Origin of the sequence: Methylorubrum podarium, assembly GCF_022179745.1 — a bacterium.
GTDB classification, from domain to species: domain Bacteria; phylum Pseudomonadota; class Alphaproteobacteria; order Rhizobiales; family Beijerinckiaceae; genus Methylobacterium; species Methylobacterium podarium.
On sequence record NZ_BPRD01000029.1, the window covers coordinates 1 to 21146 of the forward strand.

General features: G+C 70.1%; 23 protein-coding genes. 10 read left to right on the forward strand and 13 right to left on the reverse strand.

From position 1 onward, the window contains the following. The 4 genes from MFF42_RS01405 to MFF42_RS01420 form a co-directional block, all read right to left on the reverse strand. Positions 1-271: hypothetical protein (locus MFF42_RS01405; RefSeq protein WP_238253872.1), on the reverse strand; the 271-nt coding region annotated here is incomplete at its 3' end. Further along, a complete protein-coding gene (locus MFF42_RS01410) occupies positions 268-1194 on the reverse strand; it encodes an STM4015 family protein (RefSeq protein ID WP_238253874.1) in 927 nt (308 codons plus the stop codon). The genes MFF42_RS01410 and MFF42_RS01405, both read right to left, overlap by 4 nt. Before the next feature lie 53 nt (positions 1195-1247). Further along, on the reverse strand, positions 1248-2261 hold the full coding sequence (locus tag MFF42_RS01415; protein WP_238253876.1) for a DUF6745 domain-containing protein: 1014 nt from the start codon (positions 2259-2261) through the stop codon (positions 1248-1250). A gap of 21 nt (positions 2262-2282) precedes the next feature. Next, a complete protein-coding gene (locus tag MFF42_RS01420; protein ID WP_238253878.1) occupies positions 2283-2579 on the reverse strand; it encodes a DUF8820 family protein in 297 nt (98 codons plus the stop codon). Positions 2580-2982: 403 nt separating this feature from the next. Between MFF42_RS01420 and MFF42_RS01425 the strand changes: the two genes are divergently transcribed. The 7 genes from MFF42_RS01425 to MFF42_RS01455 all read left to right on the forward strand — a co-directional run bounded on the left by MFF42_RS01425 (position 2983) and on the right by MFF42_RS01455 (position 11796). Next, entirely contained in the window at positions 2983-5238 is a 2256-nt protein-coding gene (locus tag MFF42_RS01425) for an ATP-binding protein (RefSeq protein WP_238253882.1), read from the forward strand. Between the two features lie 2 nt (positions 5239-5240). After that, entirely contained in the window at positions 5241-5702 is a 462-nt protein-coding gene (locus tag MFF42_RS01430; RefSeq protein ID WP_238253891.1) for a response regulator, read from the forward strand. After that, positions 5699-7426 (forward strand): hybrid sensor histidine kinase/response regulator, encoded by a 1728-nt coding sequence (locus MFF42_RS01435; RefSeq protein ID WP_238253965.1) that lies wholly within the window; start codon positions 5699-5701, stop codon positions 7424-7426. The genes MFF42_RS01430 and MFF42_RS01435 overlap by 4 nt, the downstream gene beginning before the upstream one ends. Positions 7427-7826: 400 nt before the next feature. Further along, a complete protein-coding gene (locus MFF42_RS01440; RefSeq protein ID WP_238253893.1) occupies positions 7827-8765 on the forward strand; it encodes a pirin family protein in 939 nt (312 codons plus the stop codon). A 107-nt stretch (positions 8766-8872) separates the two neighbouring features. Continuing rightward, positions 8873-10639, forward strand: a complete 1767-nt coding sequence (locus tag MFF42_RS01445) for a monovalent cation:proton antiporter-2 (CPA2) family protein (protein WP_238253896.1) — start codon at positions 8873-8875, stop codon at positions 10637-10639. A 34-nt stretch (positions 10640-10673) separates the two neighbouring features. Next, entirely contained in the window at positions 10674-11393 is a 720-nt protein-coding gene (locus MFF42_RS01450; RefSeq protein WP_238253898.1) for a cytochrome c biogenesis CcdA family protein, read from the forward strand. 253 nt (positions 11394-11646) lie between these two features. After that, on the forward strand, positions 11647-11796 hold the full coding sequence (locus tag MFF42_RS01455) for a hypothetical protein (protein ID WP_238253900.1): 150 nt from the start codon (positions 11647-11649) through the stop codon (positions 11794-11796). Between the two features lie 10 nt (positions 11797-11806). On the opposite strand, the gene MFF42_RS01460 is transcribed toward MFF42_RS01455, so the two are convergent. From MFF42_RS01460 to MFF42_RS01485, 6 genes are all read right to left on the reverse strand, one after another. Further along, complete coding sequence (locus tag MFF42_RS01460) at positions 11807-12076, reverse strand: hypothetical protein (protein ID WP_238253902.1); 270 nt, start codon at positions 12074-12076, stop codon at positions 11807-11809. Next, complete coding sequence (locus tag MFF42_RS01465) at positions 12060-12734, reverse strand: hypothetical protein (protein WP_238253903.1); 675 nt, start codon at positions 12732-12734, stop codon at positions 12060-12062. Before MFF42_RS01465 ends, MFF42_RS01460 begins: the two co-directional genes overlap by 17 nt. Positions 12735-12743: 9 nt before the next feature. Further along, a complete protein-coding gene (locus MFF42_RS01470) occupies positions 12744-14198 on the reverse strand; it encodes an APC family permease (protein ID WP_238253904.1) in 1455 nt (484 codons plus the stop codon). Then, entirely contained in the window at positions 14198-14368 is a 171-nt protein-coding gene (locus tag MFF42_RS01475; RefSeq protein WP_238253913.1) for a hypothetical protein, read from the reverse strand. Before MFF42_RS01475 ends, MFF42_RS01470 begins: the two co-directional genes overlap by 1 nt. Before the next feature lie 84 nt (positions 14369-14452). Continuing rightward, positions 14453-14848, reverse strand: coding sequence for a hypothetical protein (locus MFF42_RS01480; RefSeq protein ID WP_238253915.1), 396 nt, complete (start codon positions 14846-14848; stop codon positions 14453-14455). A 1-nt stretch (position 14849) separates the two neighbouring features. Further along, complete coding sequence (locus tag MFF42_RS01485; RefSeq protein WP_238253917.1) at positions 14850-15143, reverse strand: hypothetical protein; 294 nt, start codon at positions 15141-15143, stop codon at positions 14850-14852. Between the two features lie 239 nt (positions 15144-15382). Here MFF42_RS01485 and MFF42_RS01490 point away from each other — a divergent pair, with 239 nt between their 5' ends. Beyond that, the gene (locus MFF42_RS01490; RefSeq protein ID WP_238253919.1) at positions 15383-15997 is read left to right on the forward strand and encodes a DNA-3-methyladenine glycosylase family protein; all 615 of its coding nucleotides are present in this window, start codon (positions 15383-15385) and stop codon (positions 15995-15997) included. Between the two features lie 5 nt (positions 15998-16002). Here MFF42_RS01490 and MFF42_RS01495 read toward each other — a convergent pair whose 3' ends face one another. Further along, on the reverse strand, positions 16003-16260 hold the full coding sequence (locus tag MFF42_RS01495; protein WP_238253921.1) for a hypothetical protein: 258 nt from the start codon (positions 16258-16260) through the stop codon (positions 16003-16005). A gap of 326 nt (positions 16261-16586) precedes the next feature. On the opposite strand from MFF42_RS01495, the gene MFF42_RS01500 reads away from it, so the two are divergent. Further along, the gene (locus tag MFF42_RS01500) at positions 16587-16805 is read left to right on the forward strand and encodes a hypothetical protein (protein ID WP_231345115.1); all 219 of its coding nucleotides are present in this window, start codon (positions 16587-16589) and stop codon (positions 16803-16805) included. Positions 16806-17073: 268 nt separating this feature from the next. Here the strand turns inward: MFF42_RS01500 and MFF42_RS01505 are convergent, their stop codons facing one another. Beyond that, complete coding sequence (locus MFF42_RS01505) at positions 17074-18771, reverse strand: methyl-accepting chemotaxis protein (RefSeq protein WP_238253930.1); 1698 nt, start codon at positions 18769-18771, stop codon at positions 17074-17076. Positions 18772-19153: 382 nt separating this feature from the next. Between MFF42_RS01505 and MFF42_RS01510 the strand changes: the two genes are divergently transcribed. Then, complete coding sequence (locus MFF42_RS01510; RefSeq protein ID WP_238253932.1) at positions 19154-20776, forward strand: ABC-F family ATP-binding cassette domain-containing protein; 1623 nt, start codon at positions 19154-19156, stop codon at positions 20774-20776. 7 nt (positions 20777-20783) lie between these two features. On the opposite strand, the gene MFF42_RS01515 is transcribed toward MFF42_RS01510, so the two are convergent. Continuing rightward, positions 20784-21140, reverse strand: coding sequence for an MmcQ/YjbR family DNA-binding protein (locus MFF42_RS01515; RefSeq protein WP_238253934.1), 357 nt, complete (start codon positions 21138-21140; stop codon positions 20784-20786). Positions 21141-21146 lie beyond the last annotated feature (6 nt).

Below are 21146 nucleotides of genomic sequence, written 5' to 3' on the forward strand. Positions count from 1 at the left end.
CGAGGCGCAGCAGCGCCCGGCGGATGCGCGGCGCGTTGCCGGGCGAGTCGATGCGCAGCAGCCCGCATCCCTCGGGGAACAGGGCAGCGAGCCGGTCCGGCGCCGCGACGAAGTCGGCATAGTCGAGCACCCGCGCGGGCGGGTGTCCGGCCCGGACCAGGGCGGCGCTGAACCCCTCCGTGCGCTCGTCGCCCGCGACCCCGAGGATGACGCACGCACCGATCCCGTCCGGGTCGTGCGGGGCGCCGGCCGGCCCGGCGGCGCGCATCATTCCGAGACGGCGATGTTGCGGTAGATCTCGCCGGCATACTCGTCCGGCTCCTGCTGCTCGGACAGATCGACCGCCGGCCCGAGCGCGGCGAGCCGCGTCATCGTCGCCTCGGTGAGGAAGTGATGGTGCAGGTCGAGCCGCGACAGCTTCGCGACGGTCGGGGAGGCGAGGAGCGCTTCGGCGCCCTCATCCGTCAGGTTGCCAAGCGAGAGGTCGAGCGTCGAGATGCGCTCCAGCACCGGCGCCTCGGCGAGCGCCGCGGCGAGGTCGTCGGCGTAGGCGCAGTCGCGCAGGGCCAGGGTGTTGAGCTTGGGAAACAGCCGGCCGGCGAACAGGTCGGCGAAGTCCTCCGGCGTGCTGTCGCCGCCATACTCGTCGGTGCCGAGCCACAGCTCGAGATGGCGCAGCTCCGGCGCCCCGGCGGCCAGCGCCTCCTGCACCACCCGGCGCGGCAGGCCGCCCGATTCGATGATGAGCGTCGTCAGCCGCGGCGCCTCGAACCGGCCGAGCGCGAGGTCGGTGGCGCCGCGCACCTGCATGTGCTCCAAGTGCGGGAAGGCCGGCCAGAGGGCCGAGAGGTCGCTTTGGTTGATCCAGGAGATCTCGTTCTCCTCCGAGACGATGTCGCCGAGGAAGAGCGCGCGCAGGTTGGGGAAGCGCTCGGCATAGGTCACCAGCGCCTCGACGACCACCTGCGAGCTGTCGGAGGAATCGTCCCCCTGCCAGTAGCCGATGACGAGGGCGTCGGTCGCCTCGGCGCCGGGAAGGGCCGCGTAGTTGCCCAGCATCGCCGGGACGTTGTCCTCGGAATCGTACTCGATGCGGAAACGGGGCACGGCGCCGGCAAAATCCCACGTCTCCATCCCGGGCTGGAAATCCTCGACCGGCTTGCCGAAGAAGGTCGTCAGGTTCTCGTAGGGCACGGTGTCCGGCTCCTGGTTCGGATGGGCCGTCTCGGCGGGTGATGGCGGCGGGTTCAGGTCTCGATCAGCGGGGCGTAGTCGGCTGGGTCGTCGAAGCCGGCGGTCCAGGCCACGGCCTGGTGGCAGGTCCGCATCGTGGGCGGCACGCGCAGGAAGTAGCGCCGCCCGGTCGAGGGGCAGCCGACCGAGACGCAGACGAGGGGCTCGTCGCCGTCGAGTTCGACCCGCAGAAGCCGGCGCTCGCCGCCGGGATCGCGGTCGTGGTCGAGTTCCTCGGCTTCGGCCGCCTCCATGAAGGTCTCGAAGCCGAAGCGCTCGAGCATGATCCGCCGCCGCTCGGCGTTGCGCTCCCGCAGGATCTCGGCGATCCCGAGTTCATGCGGCCGGAAGGCGATGCGCGCATCCACCGGCACGCCGCGCCAGCGCAGGCCGATGCCGGGCAGGTGCGGCGGCGGCTCCGTGAGGCCGGAGCCGGCGACGTCGATCCAGGACGTGACGCGGAACCCTTCCGGCACGTGATCGATCCGGCCGCATCCGGCGATGTCGAGCTGGGCGACGGAACCGCGCGGCGGCAGGGCGTCGATCAGGGCGCAGTCGCGGATGTTGAGCCGCCCGCCGCGCAGGGCGAGGTCGTCGGGGAGCCGCTCCAGGGCCGTGCAGCCCTCGAGATCGAGGAAGGCCGGCGAGAGGCCGGGCGGCAGGGTCTCCAGGGCGAGGCAGTCGCGCAGGTCGACGATGCCGGCGCGCAGGCCCGCCGGCAGGATCTTCAGCCTGTGGCAGCCGCGAGCGGAGAGCCGATAGGTGATGGCGTTGCCGTCATCGATGCGCGCGATGGCCGAGCCGTCGAGCACGAGCTCGCGGCAGCTGATGTTGCGGCCAAGGACCTCCAGGCGGCTCGCGGGTGCCAGGATCCGGTGGCAGACCAGACCGTCCGGCAAGGCGCGGACGGCCTCGTTGCGCGGCATGTCGAGCTGGTCGAGAACCTGCCCGGCCGCATCGGCGGCGAGGGCTTCGTTCGGGCGCAGGACGCGCCGCTCCGGCGCGCGTTTCGCGGGTGCTGACGTCATCGGCTGCCGGCCCTCTGAAGCTCAGTCCTGCACGGTGACGATGCGCTGCGGGGTGTATTCGCGCTGCCGCCAGACACGGTAGACGCCGCGGTCGAGGGTGATCGTGCCGTGCTCGTCGTGGACGACGCGCGCCCCGTCGGCGTGGACATCGAGGTAGAAGCAACCGTCTCCGGCGAACAGGGCGGCGGGATCGACGACGCGGTGACTATGGCCGGTCAACTCGCCGTGGGCGAGCACGGTATGCGGCAGCGGCCGATCGGCGGCCTCCGGCGGGACGGCCGGAATCGCGCGGATGAAGATATCTCCCTGACGCCACATGCCCGTCTCCACCCGTTCTCGAATTCATTCGCCGTACGACGGAGCTGTCCCTGCTCTTTATCCGGCTATGATCGTGGTGCGTGCCCGACAGGGGCCGTGCGTCGACAGAGATGCACCATGGCAATACTCTGACGGTGGAAGGCTAGCCCGGCGATCGACTGTCGGTCAACCGGCGTGCGGTGCTCGGCGGGCCTCTCCGGGGGCGATTTGCGTCGAGACCCGAGCGGTGCCGCACCCGCGGCGGCCGTCCCGAACACGGGCCGTGCCGGGGCATGCCGGTCGCCTCCCGGCGCAAGGGGAGGGGGCAACATATTATCGTGACCCGCGGTCGTCTTTGAGCGGCGGGACCGGCCTGCTACGAGGGAGGTCGAGCCCGGAAGGCCGCCGCTCAGGGAAACCCGATTTGAACCGAGCGAGCGTCGCCGCCCAGCCCGTCGATCTCACGGCCTGCGATCGCGAACCGATCCACATCGTGGGGAGCGTGCAGCCGCACGGCTTCCTCCTGGCCCTGGACGCGCGGACTCTCGTGGTCGCCCAGGCGAGCGCCAACGCGCCCGTCGCCGCGTCGGCCGGCGCCGCCTTGGAGGGAGCTTTTCCCGAACTGGCAATCCTCGCACGCCGCTTCCTCGACGGCGGCGGCGAGGCCGACGGCGCCCAGTACCTGAAGACCCTCACGCTGGGCTCCGGCGCCACGCGGCAGGCCTACGAGGTCGCCGCCCACCGGGTCGGCGAGCTCCTGGTGCTCGAACTGGAGGAGACCGACGACGCCTCGGGGGAGGCCGGCCTCGATGCGCTGAACCCGCGCCTGCGCGCGTTCGTGCAGAGGCTCCACACCGCCCGGAGCGTCGAGGATCTCTGCCAGCTCCTCGCCGCGGATATCCGCCACATCACCGGTTTCGACCGCGCGCTGGTCTACCGGTTCGACCGAGACTGGCACGGCACGGTGCTGGCCGAGGACGGCAACGGCGCGCTGCCCTCCTATCTCGACCTGCGCTTTCCCGCCTCCGACATCCCGGCCCAGGCGCGCGAGCTCTACCGGCGCAATCGCCTGCGCATCATCCCCGATGCGGGCTACGCGCCCGTGCCGATCCGGCCGGCCGCGACGCCCGCCGGCACGCCGCTCGATCTCAGCCAGTCGGTGCTGCGCTCGGTCTCGCCGGTCCATGTCGAGTACATGCGCAACATGGGCACGTTGGCGTCCATGTCGGTCTCCATCCTCGTGGACGGAGCACTCTGGGGCCTCGTCTCGTGCCACAACGCCGCGCCGAAGCGCGTGCCGCTGCAGGCGCGCAACGCCTGCGACTTCCTCACCCAGGTCTTCGCCCTCCAGCTCTCCGCCAAGGTTCGCGGCGAGCAGGCCGAGCAGCGCCTCGCGCTCGGCGCGGTTCAGGCGCGCCTCCTCGGCTTCATGGCCGAGGAGGACAGCTTCATCGATGGGCTGCTCAACCATCCCGACGACGTGCTCGCCCTGGTGAACGCCTCGGGTGCGGCCGTGGTCACCGCCGACCATTGCCGGATTCTCGGCTCGGCGCCGCCCGAGCGCGAGGTGCGCGCCCTCTACGAGTGGCTGTCGGCCCGCGGCGAGGCCGACGACGTCTACGTCACCGAGGCGCTGGCGGAAGCGTTTCCGCGCGCCCAGGGCATCGCCGACCGGGCGAGCGGGCTCCTCGCGATCTCGGTCTCGAAGCGCTACGCGAGCTACATCCTGTGGTTCCGGCCGGAGGTGGTGCGGACCGTGAAGTGGGGCGGCAACCCGGTGAAGGCGGTCCGGCCCGACCCGGAGGGCGGCCCCGACCGCCTGCATCCGCGCAAATCCTTCGAGATCTGGAAGGAGACGCTGAAGGGGCGCTCGCTGCCCTGGTCCCTGCCCGAGATCGAGGCGGCCAAGGATCTGCGCGCCTCGGTGCTCGGGATCGTGCTGCGCCGAGCCGAGGAACTGGCCGCCATGAGCGAGGAGCTGCAGCGCTCGAACAAGGAGCTCGAAGCCTTCTCCTACTCGGTCAGCCACGACCTGCGCGCGCCCTTCCGGCACATCGTCGGCTACGCGAACCTGCTGAAGAACCGCGAGAGTCCGAACCTGACGGAGAAGGGGCGGCACTACGTCGAGACCATCATCGAGGCCGCCCTCTCGGCGGGCACCCTCGTCGACAACCTGCTCACCTTCTCGCAGATGGGGCGGCACGCCCTGAACAAGGTCTCCGGCGACCTGAACAGCCTCGTCGAGGAGGTCCGCCGCCGGGTGATCCGCGACGTCGCGCCGGACCGGACCGTGCAGTGGAAGGTCGGGCCGCTCGGGCGCGCCTACGCCGATCCGGCCATGCTGCGGCTCGTCCTCGAGAACCTGCTGTCGAACGCGGTGAAGTACAGCCGCAACGAGGCGGAGGCGGTCATCGAGGTCGGCCGGCTGCCTCCGCGCGACGGCGAGGCGGTGTTCTTCGTGCGCGACAACGGCGTCGGCTTCGACATGGCCTACGTCGACAAGCTGTTCGGCGTGTTCCAGCGCCTCCACCGGGTCGAGGAGTTCGAGGGCACCGGCATCGGCCTCGCCAACGTGCGCCGCATCGTCGAGCGCCACGGCGGCCGGACCTGGGCGGAGAGCCGGCTCGGCGAGGGCGCGACCTTCTACTTCACCCTGCCGGTCCGCGAGGAGGCGAACTGAGAATGGCGGCCCTGAAGCCGATCCTCCTCGTCGAGGACAACCCGAACGACATCGAGCTGACGCTCGCCGCACTCGAATCGAGCCAGCTCGCCAACGAGATCGTCATCTGCCGCGACGGGGCCGAGGCGCTCGACTTCATCTACCGGCGGGGCGCCCACGAACGGCGAAGCCACCAGGACCCGGCCGTGGTGCTGCTCGACCTGAAGCTGCCCAAGGTCGATGGCCTCGAGGTGCTCGCCAAGGTGAAGGGCGACCCCCAGACCCGCGGCATCCCGGTGGTGATGCTGACCTCGTCGCGCGAGGAGACGGACGTCGTCCGCTCCTACAATCTCGGCGTGAACGCCTTCGTGGTGAAGCCCGTCGCCTTCGACGAGTTCTTCGCCGCGATCCGCGAGATCGGCGTGTTCTGGGCGCTCCTCAACGAGCCGCCGCCGCACAGGGGAGGTTGGCCATCCAACGCGTGATCGGACGCCAGACCGGCCCGCTTCGCATCCTCCACCTGGAGGACAGCGACCTCGATGCCGAACTCATCGAGGCCGAGCTCGAACGCCTCGGGCATCCCGTGCGGATCGAGCGGGTCTTCACCCATGACGCCTTCGCCGCCGAGGCGCGGCCGGACCGGCACGACCTCATCCTCGCCGACTACGTGCTGCCGACCTTCGACGGCGTCAGCGCGTTCCGCATGGCGCAGGCGCAGTGCCCCGACATTCCGTTCGTGTTCTGCTCGGGCACGCTCGGCGAGGACATCGCGGTCGAGGCGCTGAAGGGCGGCGCCACAGACTATGTCACCAAGCAGCGGATCGACCGCCTGCCGCACATCGTGGTGCGCGCCCTGGCCGAGGCCCGGACCCGGGCCGAGAAGCGCGCGGCCGAGGCGGCCCTGCAGGCGTTGAACCACTCGCTCGAAGCCCGCGTCGACGAGCGCACCCGCGAACTCGCCGAGGCCAATGCCGCGCTCCAGCAACAGATCACCGAGCGCGAGCGCGCCGAGGAGGCGTTGCGCCTGATGCAGCGGCTGGAGGCCGTCGGGCAGTTGACCAGCGGCGTCGCCCACGACTTCAACAACCTGCTGACCGTGATCGCCGGCAACATCGAGTTCCTGGAACGGGACGTGTCGAGCGAGCGCGCGAAGCGGCGCCTCGACATGATGCGGGGCGCGGCGGCGCGCGGCGCCAGCCTGACCGCGCAACTGCTCGCCTTCTCGCGCCGCCAGCGGCTGGAGCCGAAGCCGGTGGACTTGAACCGGACGGTCGCCTCGATGCGCGACCTGCTGCAGAGCTCGATCGGCGGAGCGGTGCGGATCGAGACAGCCCTCCAGGTCGACCTGTGGCCGGCGCTCGTCGACGCCACACAGATCGAGCTCGTGATCCTCAACCTCGCCATCAACGCCCGGGACGCGATGGCGGTCGGGGGCCGGCTGACCGTCGAGACGGCCAACGTCACCGTCACCGAGGCGCCGACCCGGCCGGAGCAGCCGGGTCCCGGGCCCTACGTGATGATCGCGGTGAGCGACACCGGAACCGGCATGGCGCCGGAGGTGCTGGCGCGGGTGTTCGAGCCGTTCTTCACGACCAAGGCGGTGGGCAAGGGCTCCGGCCTCGGGCTCGCGCAGGTCTTCGGCTTCGTCAAGCAGTCCGGCGGCGGCATCAGGGTCGACACCGTTCCCGGAGAGGGCACCTCCTTCAAGGTGTATCTTCCGCGCGCCGAGGGCGAAGGCGCCGCCTCGCCGGCCGCTTCATCCGAGACCGATTGCGCCGCCGCCCACCCACCGGACGCGAAGCGGACGCTCCTCGTGGTCGACGACGACGGCGGAGTGCGCGAGGTGACCGCGACCCGGCTCGGCGAGGCGGGCTACCACGTGCGCGAGGCGGCCTCCGGCCTGCAGGCGCTGGTGGCCCTCGAAGCGGACCCGTGCGTCGATCTCGTCGTCATCGACTTCGCGATGCCGGGAATGAACGGGGCCGAGGCCGCCACCGAGATCCGCAAGCGCTGGCCGGAGGTGCCGGTCCTGTTCGTCACGGGCTACGCCGACCGGGACGCGCTGGCCCGGGCCGGCGCCGTGGGGGCCGACGCCATCGTGCAGAAGCCGTTCCAGGACGGCGAACTCGAACGCAAGGTGGCCGCGATCCTGGCGGCGAGACCGATGCCGCACCTGCGCCTCGTCTCGGATCGCGACATGAGCGCCTGAGCGGCGTCGTCAGAAATCGTGCTCGGATCAGACGGGCCGGCGCATGTCCAAGCCGGCCCGGTCATACGGCTTCCGGCTGATCGCTTCGGCCGCCGTCGCTCCTCTCCTCCCCCTTGCGGGGAGGAGGTAGGAGGTGGGGGTGGTGCCGGATCGAGCGCAGCGGTGCCGTCTGCACCACCCCTAACCCCGCCCCCCAAAGGGGGAGGGGACAGGTCAGGCCGGCGCTAGGACCAGCAGCGGATCTTCGGAAACGATGCGTTTCGATCGTTTCCATATTCTCTCCGACGCATTTGCCCCATTGTGTTCGCGACGACGCAAACTTCGGTGCATCGTCGAACGCCACGGCCGACGCGTCCCGCTTCGAGTGCCGCCGGTCCCGGACACGACGGGGAGGAAAGCGATGAGCTGGCATAGTGCGGATGACCCGGTCCCCGGCGACCATTTCAGTTGCGACGCGATCCAGACCCTGATCGTGCCGCGCTCGCGCGATCTCGGCTCCTTCGCGGTCCGCCGCGCGCTTCCCTCCACCGAGTGCCGGATGGTCGGCCCGTTCATCTTCTTCGACCAGATGGGACCGTCCGAGTTCCTGCTCGGCCAGGGCATGGATGTGCGCCCGCACCCGCATATCGGCCTCTCGACCGTCACCTACCTGTTCGACGGCGAGATCATGCACCGCGACAGCCTCGGCACGGAGCTGCCGATCCGGCCGGGCGAGCTGAACTGGATGACGGCCGGACGGGGCATCACGCATTCGGAGCGCACCGCCCCGACCCTCCGGCAGACCGGCTCGCGTCTGTTCGGGATCCAGAGCTGGGTCGCCCTGTCGGCCCGGGACGAGGAGAACGCCCCGGCCTTCGAGCATTACGAGGCCGCGGCGCTGCCGGTTCTGACCGGCGAGGGCAAGACCGTCCGCCTGATCGCCGGTGAAGCCTTCGGGGCGCGCTCGCCGGTGCGCACGTCGAGCCCGATGGTCTATGCCGACGTGATGCTGGAGGCGGGTGCCGTCCTGCCGCTCGATCCGACCTACGACGAGCGCGCGATCTACACCGTCGCGGGGGCGATCGAGATCGCCGGCGACGGCTTCGGCCCCGGCCAGCTCCTCGTCTTCCGGCCGGGCGACCGGATCAGCGTCCGCGCGACGGAGGCGGCGCGGTTCATGGTCCTCGGCGGCGAGCCGATGGACGGTCCGCGGCACCTGTGGTGGAACTTCGTGTCGTCGCGGCCCGAACGGATCGCGCAGGCCAAGGAGGACTGGCGCCAGGGCCGCTTCGACACGGTGCCCAACGACGCGGAATTCATCCCGCTGCCGGAAGAGCCCCAGCCCGTCCGCTACCCTTGAGCGAAGACGCGCGGGTCCGGTAGAGACCCGCGCAACCGCCCGCCGCACCCGTCATCCGGCGCCCCATCGACGGCGCCCCGTCATCCGTCGAGAGGTCCGACCACGCCATGGCTATCGAAGCATCCGGGGCCGCGAGCGAGCTCGTTCAGGTCGTCGCCCTCCTCGCCGCCGGCGTCGTCGCCGTCCCGCTGTTCAAGCGGCTCGGACTCGGCTCGGTCCTGGGCTACCTCGTGGCGGGACTCGCCATCGGGCCGTTCGGCCTCGGCCTGTTCACCGACGCCCACGCGATCCTCCACGTGGCCGAACTCGGCGTCGTGATGTTCCTCTTCATCATCGGATTGGAGATGGAGCCGTCGCGGCTCTGGGGCATGCGCCGCGAGATCTTCGGGCTCGGCCTCGCGCAGGTCGGCGCCTGCATCGCCGCCCTGACGCTCGTCGGCGTCGCCATGGGGTTCCCGGTCGTCGTCGCCTTCGTCGCCGGCACCGGCTTCGTGCTCACCTCGACCGCCATCGTCATGCAGCTCCTCGAAGAGCGCGGCGCGCTCTCGACCCCGAAGGGTCAGCGGATCGTCGCCATCCTGCTCCTCGAGGATCTCGCCATCGTGCCGCTGCTGGCCGCCGTCGCGCTGCTGGCGCCGGGCGGCGCCGAGACGAGCGGGATGGAGCGCGCCGCTGCCATCGCGATCGCCCTGGCCTCCGTGGCCGCCCTCGTCGCCGCGGGCCGCTGGCTGCTCAACCCGCTGTTCCGCCTCCTCGCCGCGGCGAAGGCGCGGGAGGTCATGACCGCGGCGGCGCTCCTCGTCGTGCTCGGCTCGGCGCTGGCGATGCAGCTCGGCGGCCTCTCGATGGCGATGGGCGCCTTCCTGGCCGGCGTCCTCCTCTCCGAATCGAGCTTCCGCCACCAGCTGGAGGCCGACGTCGAGCCGTTCCGCGGCATCCTGCTCGGCCTGTTCTTCCTCGGCGTCGGGATGTCCCTCGATCTCGCGGTGATCGCCGCGAACTGGGCGCTGATCCTGATGAGCGTGGCCGCCTACATGGTGGTGAAGAGCCTCGTCATCTACGGGATTGCCCGGGCGCTGCGCTCCGCTCATGCCGAGGCGCTGGAGCGCACGGCGCTGATGGCGCAGGGCGGCGAGTTCGCCTTCGTCCTCTACGCCGCCGCCGCGAGCGCCGGCATCATCGACGGCACCACCAACGCGATCCTGACGGCCACCGTCATCCTGTCGATGGCGATCACGCCGCTCACCGTCATCGCCTTCGACCGCTTCGGGCCGAAGGCCGCCGCCTCCACGGACGGCATGGTAGCGCCAGAGGATCTCGTCGGCAGCGCCCTCATCATCGGGTTCGGCCGCTTCGGGCAGATCGTCAGCCAGCCGCTGATCTCGCGCGGCTGCTCGGTCTCGATCATCGACACCAACCCCGAGAACATCCGGCTGGCGGAAGGGTTCGGCTTCAAGGTCTATTACGGCGACGGCGCGCGGCTCGACATCCTGCGTGCGGCCGGCGCCGCCACGGCGCGGGCGATCCTGATCTGCGTCGACGACCGTGCGATGGCCAACCGCATCGCGGAGCTGGCGAAGGCGGAGTTCCCGCTGGTTCCGGTCCTGGCCCGCGCCCGCGATCGCGAGCATGCCGTGGAGTTGATCGAGGCCGGGGTCGCCTACCAGTTGCGCGAGACGCTCGAATCGGCCTTCGCCTTCGGTGAGCGGGCGCTCGTGACGATCGGGGCGGACCCGGATGCGGCCGGCGAGATCATGGACGAGGTTCGCCGCCTCGACGCGGAGCGTCTCGACCTTCAGGTCGTCGGCGGCATCTACGCCGGACGCGAGCTGATCCGGGGCAACGCGGCCCAGCCGGCGCACGGGCACGGCTGAGCGCCCGCGCGAGGGGAGGGGTCTCGAAGCGCCTATGGCCATCCAGTCCGGCCTCGCCCTCCTCGCCGGCCTCCTCTCCGTGCTGTCGCCCTGCGTCCTGCCGCTGCTTCCGCTGGTGCTCGGCGCGGCCGCCACGGAACATCGGCTCGGGCCGGTGGCGCTCGCCGCGGGCCTCGCGCTCTCCTTCGTCGCGATCGGCCTGTTCGTGGCGACGATCGGCTTCGCCATCGGCCTCGACGGCGACGTGTTCCGCAAGCTTGCCGCTCTGGTGTTGCTGCTGCTCGGCCTCGTCCTGATCGTGCCGGCGGCGCAGAACCGGCTTGCTGTCGCGGCCGGCCCCGTGAGTAACTGGGCGGAGCAGCGCTTCGGCGGCGTCTCGACCGCCGGGCTGACCGGGCAGTTCGCCGTCGGCCTCCTGCTCGGCGCCGTCTGGAGCCCCTGCGTCGGCCCGACCCTCGGCGCAGCCTCCCTCCTGGCAGCGCAGGGGCGCGACCTCGGCAGCGTCGCGTTCACCATGCTGCTGTTCGGCCTCGGGGCCGCCCTGCCGCTCGTCGCCCTCGGCACGCTGTTGCGCGAGATCCTGATGCGCTGGCGCGAGCGGATGCTCGGCCTCGGCCGGGGGCTCAAGGCGGCGTTGGGCGTGGTCCTGGTCCTGACGAGCGGAGTGATCCTGTCGGGCTATGACCGGGCGCTGGAGACCGCCCTGGTGAACGCGTCGCCCGATTGGCTCACGGCCCTGACGACCCGCTACTGAGCAGGGGCAGGGCGCCCGTCGCGCGGTACGACCGCGCCGAACCATCAAACTTCTTCATTTCGGACCGTGGAGGGCAGATCCGTCTCCGCGCGGGCGCCGATTTGAAAAACCCGGCCATTGCTGCCGCGCTATCCTGTGCCGATCTCTCAATGAAGGTCCTCAAACTTCGCGTAGCACCATGCGTCCGGCCCAATTCGACTCTTTCGGCGAGCCGATCGCCCCGCCCCTACGCGAAGAGCCCGTCGCCTCGCGGATGGCGCTCCGGACGGGCGTCGGCCTGTTCTGGGCGCTCGTGGTCGTCATCGTGGCCGCCCGGGCCGCCTATTTTCATCCGGAGTTCGCGGAACGGTTCGGCAGCGTCGCCGCTGTGATCGGCCAGATCAGGGCCATCGTCGGCGCCTGACGCGCCGGGCTCAGCGCGAATCCCGGTCGGCCCACGCCCGGTCCAGACGGGCGCCTCGGTAGGCGTCGGGGATGGACAGCGCCCAGACGAAGAAGCCGCCCGCATGGCGTCCGACGAGGCTTGCATCGGGCGCGGCAAACCGGGCGGTGAGCCAGCCGCCGAGGAGGGCGAACAGCGCGAAGCCGAGCCCCCGCGCCGCGCGGCCGGTCCAGACATGGCCCATGCCGGGCAGGAGCGCCGCGACGAGCAGGACTCGGGTCGGCTCAGGCAGCGCGCGCATGCCGTGTCTCCGAGGACGGCTCCGACAGGGTTCGGGCGAGGTCGAGGCCGTCGCGCAGGATGCCGTCGAGCAGGTCCGGCGCGACGCGCGTGAGCGGGAAACGGCTGCCGCGCAGGAGCAGGTAGGTGCCCCGCGCGCCCTGGCTCGCCTGCACCGTCAGGCGCAGGCCATCGGGCGTCGCGAGAACCTCCTTCACTCTCGGATCCGCGAGGATGTGGTCCAGTGCCGGCCGCGCGAGGTCGAGGAGTGCCTCCGCGCCCGCCGTGCCGCGCACGAGGGTATCGGGCGGCCATGTCGCGGGGACGGGAAGGCGGAGCGGAAGCCAGTCGGGCGCGTAGAACTCCGCGCCGGCTGGTCGCCGCAGGACGTCGAGGATCGCATCGGTCGCGAGCGGAGTCCGCAGGGTCACCTGCAGCCAGAGCTGCGGCAGCCGCCGATGCACCAGAGTGTCCGGCACGAGGCGGACATCGATTGCGGCCTCGCCGCGGCCACCGCGCAGCGTCGCGAAGCCGGCCCGGTCGCGTCCGAGCCGCGGCGCCGCGAGTTGCGCGGCGCACTCGTCGAGGAGCCGGCCCCGCCACGCCGCCTCCCGTCGGTGCTGGTGCACGCAGACGACGGCGCTGCCGAGGAAGATCAGGACGATGAGGTCGAGGAGCATCGCCGTGCCTCAGTAGCCGCGCGGCTTCGGCCAGGGCATCGTGAACTGGTCGCCGCGGCGGACATACTTGTATCGGTGCAGGACGAACCAGGCCGAGGCGGTGATGTAGAAGGCCATCATCGCCAGGAGCTGGGTGCCGTAGCCCAGGAAGACCGCGAGATAGGTAACCACGCACAGGACGAGCAGCAGCACGGCCGGCAGCGGGTGGAGCGGATGCACGTAGCCGCGCTGGATCGAGCCGAGCGGCCATTTGCGGCGGAACAGCACGATCGACAGCGCCATCAGCGTGTAGCCGAGCAGCCCCGACAGGATCGAGAAGGTGATGGTCTGGTCGAGCGGCGTCGAGACGGCGAACAGGATCGCGATCGGCACGAAGAAGACGATGGCGCGGTAGGGCGTGCGATAGGTCGGGTGGACGGCGCCGAACCAGACCGGCATGTAGCGGTCGCGGCCCATGGCGAACCACGCCCGCGAGGCGTCGTTGATGCAGCCGTTGGCCGAGGCGACGGTGGCGAACAGCGTGCCGAGGAACAGGAACAGCTCCAGCCAGCGGCTGCCGGTGAGGCGGGCGGCGTCGTAGAGCGGCGTCACCGCCTGGCCGAGATATTCCCACGGCATCAGGCCCGAGCAGACGTACCACGTCAGCGTGGCGGCGATCAGCAGGGTCATCATGCCGGTCATGGTGCCGAGCGGCAGGGCGCGGGCGGGCGAGCGGACCTCCTCGGCGGCCTGGGTCGTGCCCTCGATGCCGAGATAGAACCACAGCCCGAAATGCATCGCCGCCAGGATCCCGAGCGAGCCGTAGGGGAGGGCGCCCAGCAGCGCCTCGTGCTTCAGCACCGCGCCGGGCGCCCAGGGCTGGGTGGCGACGAACAGCACCACGATCGCCGCGAAGGCGGCGGAGGTGATGACGAGGTTCAGCGTCAGGGTGGCGAGGACGCCGCGATAGTTGAGGAAGGCGAGCGCCACGACGGTGAGCACCATGAAGGCGCGCTTGTCGACCGCGCCTTCGAGCCCGAGGCTCTGGGCGAAGGCCTCGATCAGGTCGCCCGCGACGATGGCGTTCGACACCTCCAGCATGGTGTAGGCCATGACGAGGTAGAGGCCGACGTTGAAGGCCGCGAGCGGCCCGATGATGTGCTTGGCCTGGGCGTATTGGCCGCCCGCCGCGGCCACCGTCGAGGTGATCTCGGAATCGATCATCGCGACGCAGGTGTAGAGGATGCCGGCGAGCCAGCAGGCCGCCAGCGCCGCCACCGCGCCGCCCTTTCCGACGGCGAAGTTCCACCCCATGAACTCGCCGACGAGGACGATGCCGACGCCGAGCGCCCAGACATGGCCGGGCCCCAGCACGCGCAGCAGCGCGACCTTACGGTTCGCGTCCGGGGCCGGCGCCGTGGCGGCGGGTGCCCCGGCGGGCGGCTGAGCGGAGACGCGCTCCGCGATCGGTTGAACGCTCGTCATCACGACCTCGCCGCCGTCTCGCCGACCTCGGAATCGACGATCTCACCCTCCTCGGACGAGAGGAGGTAGCTCTCGTCGTAGGTTCGGTTGGTGCGCAGGAGGTCGAACCCCATCCAGAGGGCGAGGGCGGCCGCTGCCGCCCAGGCGCCCCAATTCATGACGAACACCATGACGTGGTCCCCCGATGGTGCAGGAAGGTTCTGAAGATGACCTCGGCAGCGGGGACGGCGGATCGGGCGGCGGACCGCTCGAACTCAGGCCTTCGGCGTGCCGTCGAAATGCTCGGCGATGACTTCGCGGTACTCGCGATCCGAGTAGCGGAACATGAAGATGAAGTAGCCGACGATGATCGCGGCGGTGAGCGCCACGAGGCCCCAGTTGAAGGCGTAGTCGAAGCGCGTGCCGATGATCCCGGCCGCCTTTTCAGGGGTGAAGCCGAGCTTCTCCCACTGCCCGGCCATGGTCGGGTTCTGACCGAGGGATTCCCAGGTCGGGTTCGGCGCGGCGGTCGTGGTGGTGCCGCCGCCGGCGAGCTTGAGCAGGAGGGGAAGGTAGAGGGTGATGAAGACCAGGACCAGCATCAGCACGGCGTCGACGATCTGCCCGACGACGGACTGAACCGGCGGCTCGTAAGGCGTGCGCCCGGCCATGTCAGGCCTCCCCCGACCGGCGCATGGCCCGCAGGCGATCGAGATAGTACAGGTCCATCCCGTAGATCGCGTCCCGGTCCTCGCGGTAGTGCCGGATCATGGCCGCGATCGCCGCCGTGTTGAGAAGCACGACGCAGGCGCCCACACCCAGGACGAGGAACGTGACGCCGCACGCGTCGCAGGCCTGTCGCATGGTCCAGAAGGTGAAGGCGTAGACGAGCCAGACCATCCCGACGGCGAAGATGGCAGCCGCTCGATCTCGGCCGAACATGGCTGCGACGCGCGCATCCTGCATGGCACATCTCCTCCCGGAGGATCATTCTTGCAAGGAATTCTGGCTTCCTTTCGAGAAATATCCTGCCGTTTCGAACGTGCGTCAAGCCATATTCTGCGTCGCACCGCACCATATTGCCGATCGCCTGGGCACATTGCCGCCCGACCGGGCAGGACTGACCGCCGGGTTCGCGAGCGAAGACGGGACCGGAGAAGGGAACCGGACGTTCCTCCAACTTCGTCGCGATGAGCGGAGGACGGATGCTCGACGTTGCCATCTACGACCGGCTGCTCGGCACGGCCGCCACGATCTCGGAGCCGCTGCGGGCCGCCATCGCGTCGGTCGGCCTGATCGAGATCGCGCCGCCGTCTCACCGCAGCCTCGCCGAGCGCCTGTTCGTCGAGGTCGTCAACCAGCAGCTCTCGACGAAGGCGGCCCTCACGATCTGGACCCGGGTCGAGGCCGTGGCGGTTGCCCAGCGCGTCGCGCCGCGCGATCTCTTCGTTCCGGGCTTCGAGGCTCTGCTGCGCGCGTGCGGTGTCTCGGCGAACAAGGTGCGCGCGCTGCAGGCCATCCGCGCGGCCGAGGAGGCCGGGCTGCTCGGCCTGGAACTCGCCGCGCTCCCCCATGCCGAGCGCTCCGGCGCCCTGTGCCGCATCCGCGGCGTCGGCCCCTGGACTGCCGACATGGCCGGCATCTTCCATTTCCTCGACCCGGACATCTGGCCCGCCGGCGACGTGGCGGCCGTCGGCGTCCTGCGCCGGCTCACGGGAATCGACGACACGGTCGCGACGGCCGCGCAATTCGCGCCCTATCGCTCAATCCTGGCCCGCTACATGTGGCGCAGCCGGGACGCCACCTCCGCCGCCGCCTGAGGCTGTCAGCGACCCGCCTCGAAGAACGGCCGGAAGTTCTCCAGCCACTCGCGCAGCCAGACCTCGGCCGCCTGCTTGGCCCCGTCCGCCTCGGTCGCGTGGCCCCAGATGTCCTCGGAGAGCGGGCTCCACCATGTCCAGAGGCGGTTCGATCCGTCGTACTCGACGGTGGCGACCTCGATCGCACCGATCCGTCCGGTGAAACGCTGCAGGGGCACCTCGGACAGGCCGCCCTGCGTCCAGGTGATCGTGTCGTTCGCCATGGCTTCACAACGCGGGCGGCGCCGCCCGCGTTCGACGGTCAGAGGGGTGGTCGAAGGGTGATGTCGGAATGCGACGGGGACGAAGAATTGAGCGTGCAGGGCCGTTCGGACTTGACGGGATCGAACCCTTCCGGCATGCGCGCGTTGTCTGCCCATCGTCGCCGTGCGCTCGATGTGCGGCTCCACAGGAACTACCGAACCCCATGCCCGACGACAGTAGTCGATCGACCACGCCGCCTTCGGCCAACCGCGTGATCTGCGCCTGATCGTCTGATCCGGCTCACCCGCGACCGGCCTTTGGCGGCTGGTCCGACAAGAGGTGAGCCATGACTGACTCCACCACCATCTCCCGGCGTGCCCGCTCCCGCGCGGCGAAGTCCGGCCGCAACAGCAGCGTCGTGCTCGTCGTGGCGCTGATGATGGCACTCGTCTTCGTACCCGTGCTGGCCCTTCACGCGGCTGCCCTCTCGGGCGCCGTGGCCGGCGACGAGGTTCGGCCGGACGAAGTCGCCACCGCCGTGACCCACAAGAAGGTGCCGGGTTGACGCCTTAAACCGAAAGCGGCGCCGTCCTCGGCGACTGCTTTCGCTGATCGAACAAAAAAGGGGGCGCCCGAAGCGCCCCCTTTTCTCATAAGATCATGGTCTCGTACGGCTTCCGTCTGATCACTTCGGTTTCTCCCCCGTCATTGCGAGGCGAAGCCGTGGCAATCCAGGGCGCGCGCTTTCCGGAGAGGTCGCGCCCTGGATCGCTTCGGCTCCGCCTCGCGATGACGAATCAGGCAAAGCTCGAGGTGATCAGCCGGAAACCGTCTCAGGCCGCGCGCACCGTCGAGAGGAAGTGCGCCACTTCCGCCCGCAGATGCTCGGATTGCCGCGACAGTTCGGAGGCGGAAGCCAGCACCTGGGTGGCGGCGGCGCCGGTCTCTTCCGAGGCCTGCGCCACGCCCGCGATGTTGCTGGTCACCTCGCCCGCGCCGACCGCCGCCTGGGAGACGTTGCGCACGATCTCCTGGGTCGCCGCGCCCTGCTCCTCCACCGCCGCCGCGATCGTCGCGGTCACGGAGTTGATCTCGCGGATGCGCCCAGTGATGCCGCCGATCGCCGTGACCGCTTGTCCGGTCGCGCCCTGGATCTGCGCGATCTGGCCCGAGATTTCGTCCGTCGCCCGCGAGGTCTGGGCGGCGAGTTCCTTCACCTCGCTCGCCACCACGGCGAAGCCCCGGCCGGCCTCTCCGGCCCGTGCCGCCTCGATCGTCGCGTTGAGGGCCAGCAGGTTCGTCTGGCTGGCGATGTCGGCGATGAGCTTGACCACGTCGCCGATCCGGGCCGCCGCCTGGCTCAGCTCGTGGACTAGGACGGCGCTCTGGTCCGCCTCGCCGACCGCGAGCTGAGCCATCTCGGCCGAGGTGCCGACCTGCCGGCCGATCTCATGCACGGAGGCGCCGAGCTCTTCGGCCGCGGCCGCGACGGTGCTGACGTTGGAGGCGGCCTCTTCGGCCGCCGCCGCGACGGTGGTCGACTGGCCCGCCGTCTCGGTGGCGGTGGCGGTCATCTGCTGGGCGGTGGCCTGCAGCTCGGTCGCCGAGGACGAGACCATGCCGACCACGCCGCCCACGGCGCGCTCGAAGCCGTCGGCCAGCTCGATCATGGTGCGGCGGCGCTCGATGGCGGCGGCTTCGTCCGCCGCGCGGCGGAGTTCGGCCTGCTCGACGGCCTTGCGCGCGACGAGGGCCTTGATCCCTTCCACGGCACGGGCGACGGCACCGATCTCATCACCGCGGCGCGCCTCGGCGATGTCGGTCTCGATCTCGCCCTCGGCCATCCGCTGAAGCACGCGAACGAGCCGGTTGATCGGCCGTGCGACGCCGGCGACGGCGATCAGACCGAGCAGGCCGAAGGCGACGATCAGGCCGGAGACGGCAATCGCCGTCAGTGCCAGCGCGGCGGACTTGCCGAGCTCCCCGGCCTGACGCTTCGCCTCTTCGAGATCGCTGATGTTCGAGGCGATGCGCTTCTGGATGGCGTCGATCACCTTGGCGCGGACCGGACGGACCACCTCGAACGAAACCTTCGCCGCCTCTTCGTTCCGGTTCTTCATTCCCAGATCGATCGAACGCTCCATCGTCGTGAAGAAGCCCGAGACCGTGGCCTTGACCTCGCCGAGCATGGTCCGGCGCGCGTCGGTATCAGCGAGCGCGACCAGTCGGTCCATGCCGGCCAGCGCGCGCTCCCGCGCCTCCTCGAAGCGCCGGTGCTGGGCCGCGAGGGTGGACGGATCGGTCTCGAGGATGATGTTCTTCTCGCTGATCACCGACTCGTCGATGGCGAGGGCGGTCTGCAGCGCCGTGATCACCCGCGCCGCGCGCACGTCCACGACGTCCTGGGTCGTTCGCTCCAGCTGGTCGAGCGTGTCTCGCGCCAGAACGACGATCCCGGCCGCGACGAGCGCGACCAATGCCGCCGGGATGGCCAGCTTGCCGAGGAGCTTGAGATTGGTGAACCAGCGCATCTGTCTGCGTCGCAGGGACTGTATCGAAGTATCCGTAGGTCGCCCCGACCACATCGGATCACGAATTTGTGAGGCAACGACGGTTAATAAGAAGCAACTACAAGGAGAGAAACCATCAATATCATCTCACAACATATGTTGGTAAGTTCGTGACGCGAGTACGACCACCTGTGAATCGGATCCCGTCTCAAAGATCCGTTTTTTTACGCTCGTCGGTCCGATGCACGACGGACTGCCGTGGGAAGGGTCGGCCGATCATTGGCGTCGCCGCCGCGCTGCGTTGCGGTCGCCCGCCTTCCGATCGGGTCGAGCTTGGCGTAAGTGCCCTCGCAGGTTTCCCGGCAGCCCGCCCCCACCGTCACTCTCCAGGCCCTGCGGACGCATGATTCGTCTCGACAAGATCGGTAAGCAGAACGGTCGCCAGATCGTCTTCATCGAGGCGTCGGCTGCCCTGCAGAAGGGCGAGAAGGCCGGCCTCGTCGGCCCGAACGGCGCCGGCAAGACCACGCTCTTCCGCATGATGACCGGGCAGGAACAGCCCGACGAGGGCCAGGTCTCGTCGGAGCGCGGCATCACCATCGGCTATTTCAGCCAGGATGTCGGCGAGATGGCGGGACGCACCGTCGTCGCCGAAGTGATGGACGGCGCCGGCCCCGTCAGCATCGTCGCGGCCGAGCTGAAGGAGCTCGAAGCGGCTCTGGCCGACCCCGACCGCGCCGACGAGATGGACGCCCTGGTCGAGCGCTACGGCGAGGTGCAGGCCCGGTTCGAGGAGCTCGACGGCTACGCGCTGGAGGGCCGCGCCTACGAGGTGCTGGCCGGCCTCGGTTTCTCCCAGGAGATGATGGACGGCGATGTCGGCCGGCTCTCCGGCGGCTGGAAGATGCGCGTGGCGCTGGCGCGCATCCTGCTGATGCGTCCGGACGTGATGCTGCTCGACGAGCCGAGCAACCACCTCGACCTCGAGAGCCTGATCTGGCTCGAATCCTTCCTCAAGGGCTATGACGGCGCGCTGCTGATGACCTCGCACGACCGCGAGTTCATGAACCGCATCGTCACGAAGGTCATCGAGATCGACGGCGGCACGCTCACCACCTTCTCCGGCGACTACGCCTTCTACGAGCAGCAGCGGGCGTTGAACGAGCAGCAGCAGCAGGCGCAGTTCGAGCGCCAGCAGGCGATGCTCGCCAAGGAGATCAAGTTCATCGAGCGCTTCAAGGCCCGTGCCAGCCACGCCGCGCAGGTCCAGAGCCGGGTGAAGAAGCTCGACAAGATCGAGCGGGTGGAGCCGCCGCGTCGCCGCCAGACCGTCGCCTTCGAGTTCCAGCCGGCGCCGCGCTCCGGCGACGACGTCGCCATGCTCAAGGGCGTGCACAAGCGCTACGGCAGCCGGATCATCTACGAGGGGCTCGACTTCTCGATCCGGCGCAGGGAGCGCTGGTGCGTGATGGGCATCAACGGCGCCGGCAAGTCGACGCTGCTGAAGCTCGTCACCGGCACGGCCCAGCCCGATGCCGGCACGGTGGCCGTCGGCGGCAGCGTCAAGCTCGGCTACTTCGCCCAGCACGCCATGGACCTGCTCGACGGCGACCTGACGGTGTTCGAGGATCTGGAGAGCAGCTTCCCGCAGGCGGGCCAGGGCTCGCTGCGGGCGCTCGCCGGCTGCTTCGGCTTCTCCGGCGACGACGTGGAGAAGCCGTGCCGGGTCCTGTCCGGCGGCGAGAAGGCTCGGCTGGTCATGGCCAAGATGCTCTACGACCCGCCGAACTTCCTCGTCCTCGACGAGCCGACCAACCACCTCGACATCGCCACCAAGGAGATGCTGATCGGCGCGCTCTCGGGCTTCGAGGGGACGATGCTGTTCGTCAGCCACGACCGGCACTTCCTGGCCGCCCTGTCGAACCGGGTGCTCGAGGTGACGGGCAACGGCATCCGGCAGTACGGGGGCGGCTACACCGAATACGTGGCGAGCACCGGACAGGAAGCGCCGGGCCTCCGAAGCTGACCGCCGCTCACGGATCGAGCGCGAGACCGTCGTAGCGGGCGACGAGACCGGGCGGCGCGACGATGCGCCAAGCGGTCAGCAGCGCCCCGCGCAGCGTCTCTTCCTCGGCCAGGTCGAGGTCGAGGCTGGTCCAGCCGCGCGTGCCCCAGGCGCCCGGCACGGGCTCGAAGGCGTCCGGCTCCCCTTCGATCAGGTGAGCCTGCGCCTCGGGCGTCAGCTTCACGACCACCCGCGCCTCGTCGGTCCAGAGCGTCGCGAAAATCCGTCCGCCGACCCGGAAGTCGGGATGGCCCTGATGCGCGCCCTCGACCGCCTCCGGCAACAGGAGCGCGAGGGCGCGCACGTCCTCCGGCAGGCAGGCCATCCGGCG

Excerpts from the sequence above, each read along its gene's own strand:
- MFF42_RS01485 (WP_238253917.1), bottom strand. The coding sequence starts at position 15,143 with ATGCAGGATGCGCGCGTCGCAGCCATGTTCGGCCGAGATCGAGCGGCT.
- MFF42_RS01440 (WP_238253893.1), top strand. The coding sequence starts at position 7,827 with ATGAGCTGGCATAGTGCGGATGACCCGGTCCCCGGCGACCATTTCAGT.
- MFF42_RS01475 (WP_238253913.1), bottom strand. The coding sequence starts at position 14,368 with ATGGTGTTCGTCATGAATTGGGGCGCCTGGGCGGCAGCGGCCGCCCTC.
- MFF42_RS01455 (WP_238253900.1), top strand. The coding sequence starts at position 11,647 with ATGGCGCTCCGGACGGGCGTCGGCCTGTTCTGGGCGCTCGTGGTCGTC.
- MFF42_RS01470 (WP_238253904.1), bottom strand. The coding sequence starts at position 14,198 with ATGACGAGCGTTCAACCGATCGCGGAGCGCGTCTCCGCTCAGCCGCCC.
- MFF42_RS01460 (WP_238253902.1), bottom strand. The coding sequence starts at position 12,076 with ATGCGCGCGCTGCCTGAGCCGACCCGAGTCCTGCTCGTCGCGGCGCTC.
- MFF42_RS01445 (WP_238253896.1), top strand. The coding sequence starts at position 8,873 with ATGGCTATCGAAGCATCCGGGGCCGCGAGCGAGCTCGTTCAGGTCGTC.
- MFF42_RS01430 (WP_238253891.1), top strand. The coding sequence starts at position 5,241 with ATGGCGGCCCTGAAGCCGATCCTCCTCGTCGAGGACAACCCGAACGAC.
- MFF42_RS01450 (WP_238253898.1), top strand. The coding sequence starts at position 10,674 with ATGGCCATCCAGTCCGGCCTCGCCCTCCTCGCCGGCCTCCTCTCCGTG.
- MFF42_RS01420 (WP_238253878.1), bottom strand. The coding sequence starts at position 2,579 with ATGTGGCGTCAGGGAGATATCTTCATCCGCGCGATTCCGGCCGTCCCG.
- MFF42_RS01480 (WP_238253915.1), bottom strand. The coding sequence starts at position 14,848 with ATGGCCGGGCGCACGCCTTACGAGCCGCCGGTTCAGTCCGTCGTCGGG.
- MFF42_RS01510 (WP_238253932.1), top strand. The coding sequence starts at position 19,154 with ATGATTCGTCTCGACAAGATCGGTAAGCAGAACGGTCGCCAGATCGTC.
- MFF42_RS01490 (WP_238253919.1), top strand. The coding sequence starts at position 15,383 with ATGCTCGACGTTGCCATCTACGACCGGCTGCTCGGCACGGCCGCCACG.
- MFF42_RS01495 (WP_238253921.1), bottom strand. The coding sequence starts at position 16,260 with ATGGCGAACGACACGATCACCTGGACGCAGGGCGGCCTGTCCGAGGTG.
- MFF42_RS01515 (WP_238253934.1), bottom strand. The coding sequence starts at position 21,140 with ATGGCCTGCCTGCCGGAGGACGTGCGCGCCCTCGCGCTCCTGTTGCCG.
- MFF42_RS01465 (WP_238253903.1), bottom strand. The coding sequence starts at position 12,734 with ATGCTCCTCGACCTCATCGTCCTGATCTTCCTCGGCAGCGCCGTCGTC.
- MFF42_RS01415 (WP_238253876.1), bottom strand. The coding sequence starts at position 2,261 with ATGACGTCAGCACCCGCGAAACGCGCGCCGGAGCGGCGCGTCCTGCGC.
- MFF42_RS01500 (WP_231345115.1), top strand. The coding sequence starts at position 16,587 with ATGACTGACTCCACCACCATCTCCCGGCGTGCCCGCTCCCGCGCGGCG.
- MFF42_RS01505 (WP_238253930.1), bottom strand. The coding sequence starts at position 18,771 with ATGCGCTGGTTCACCAATCTCAAGCTCCTCGGCAAGCTGGCCATCCCG.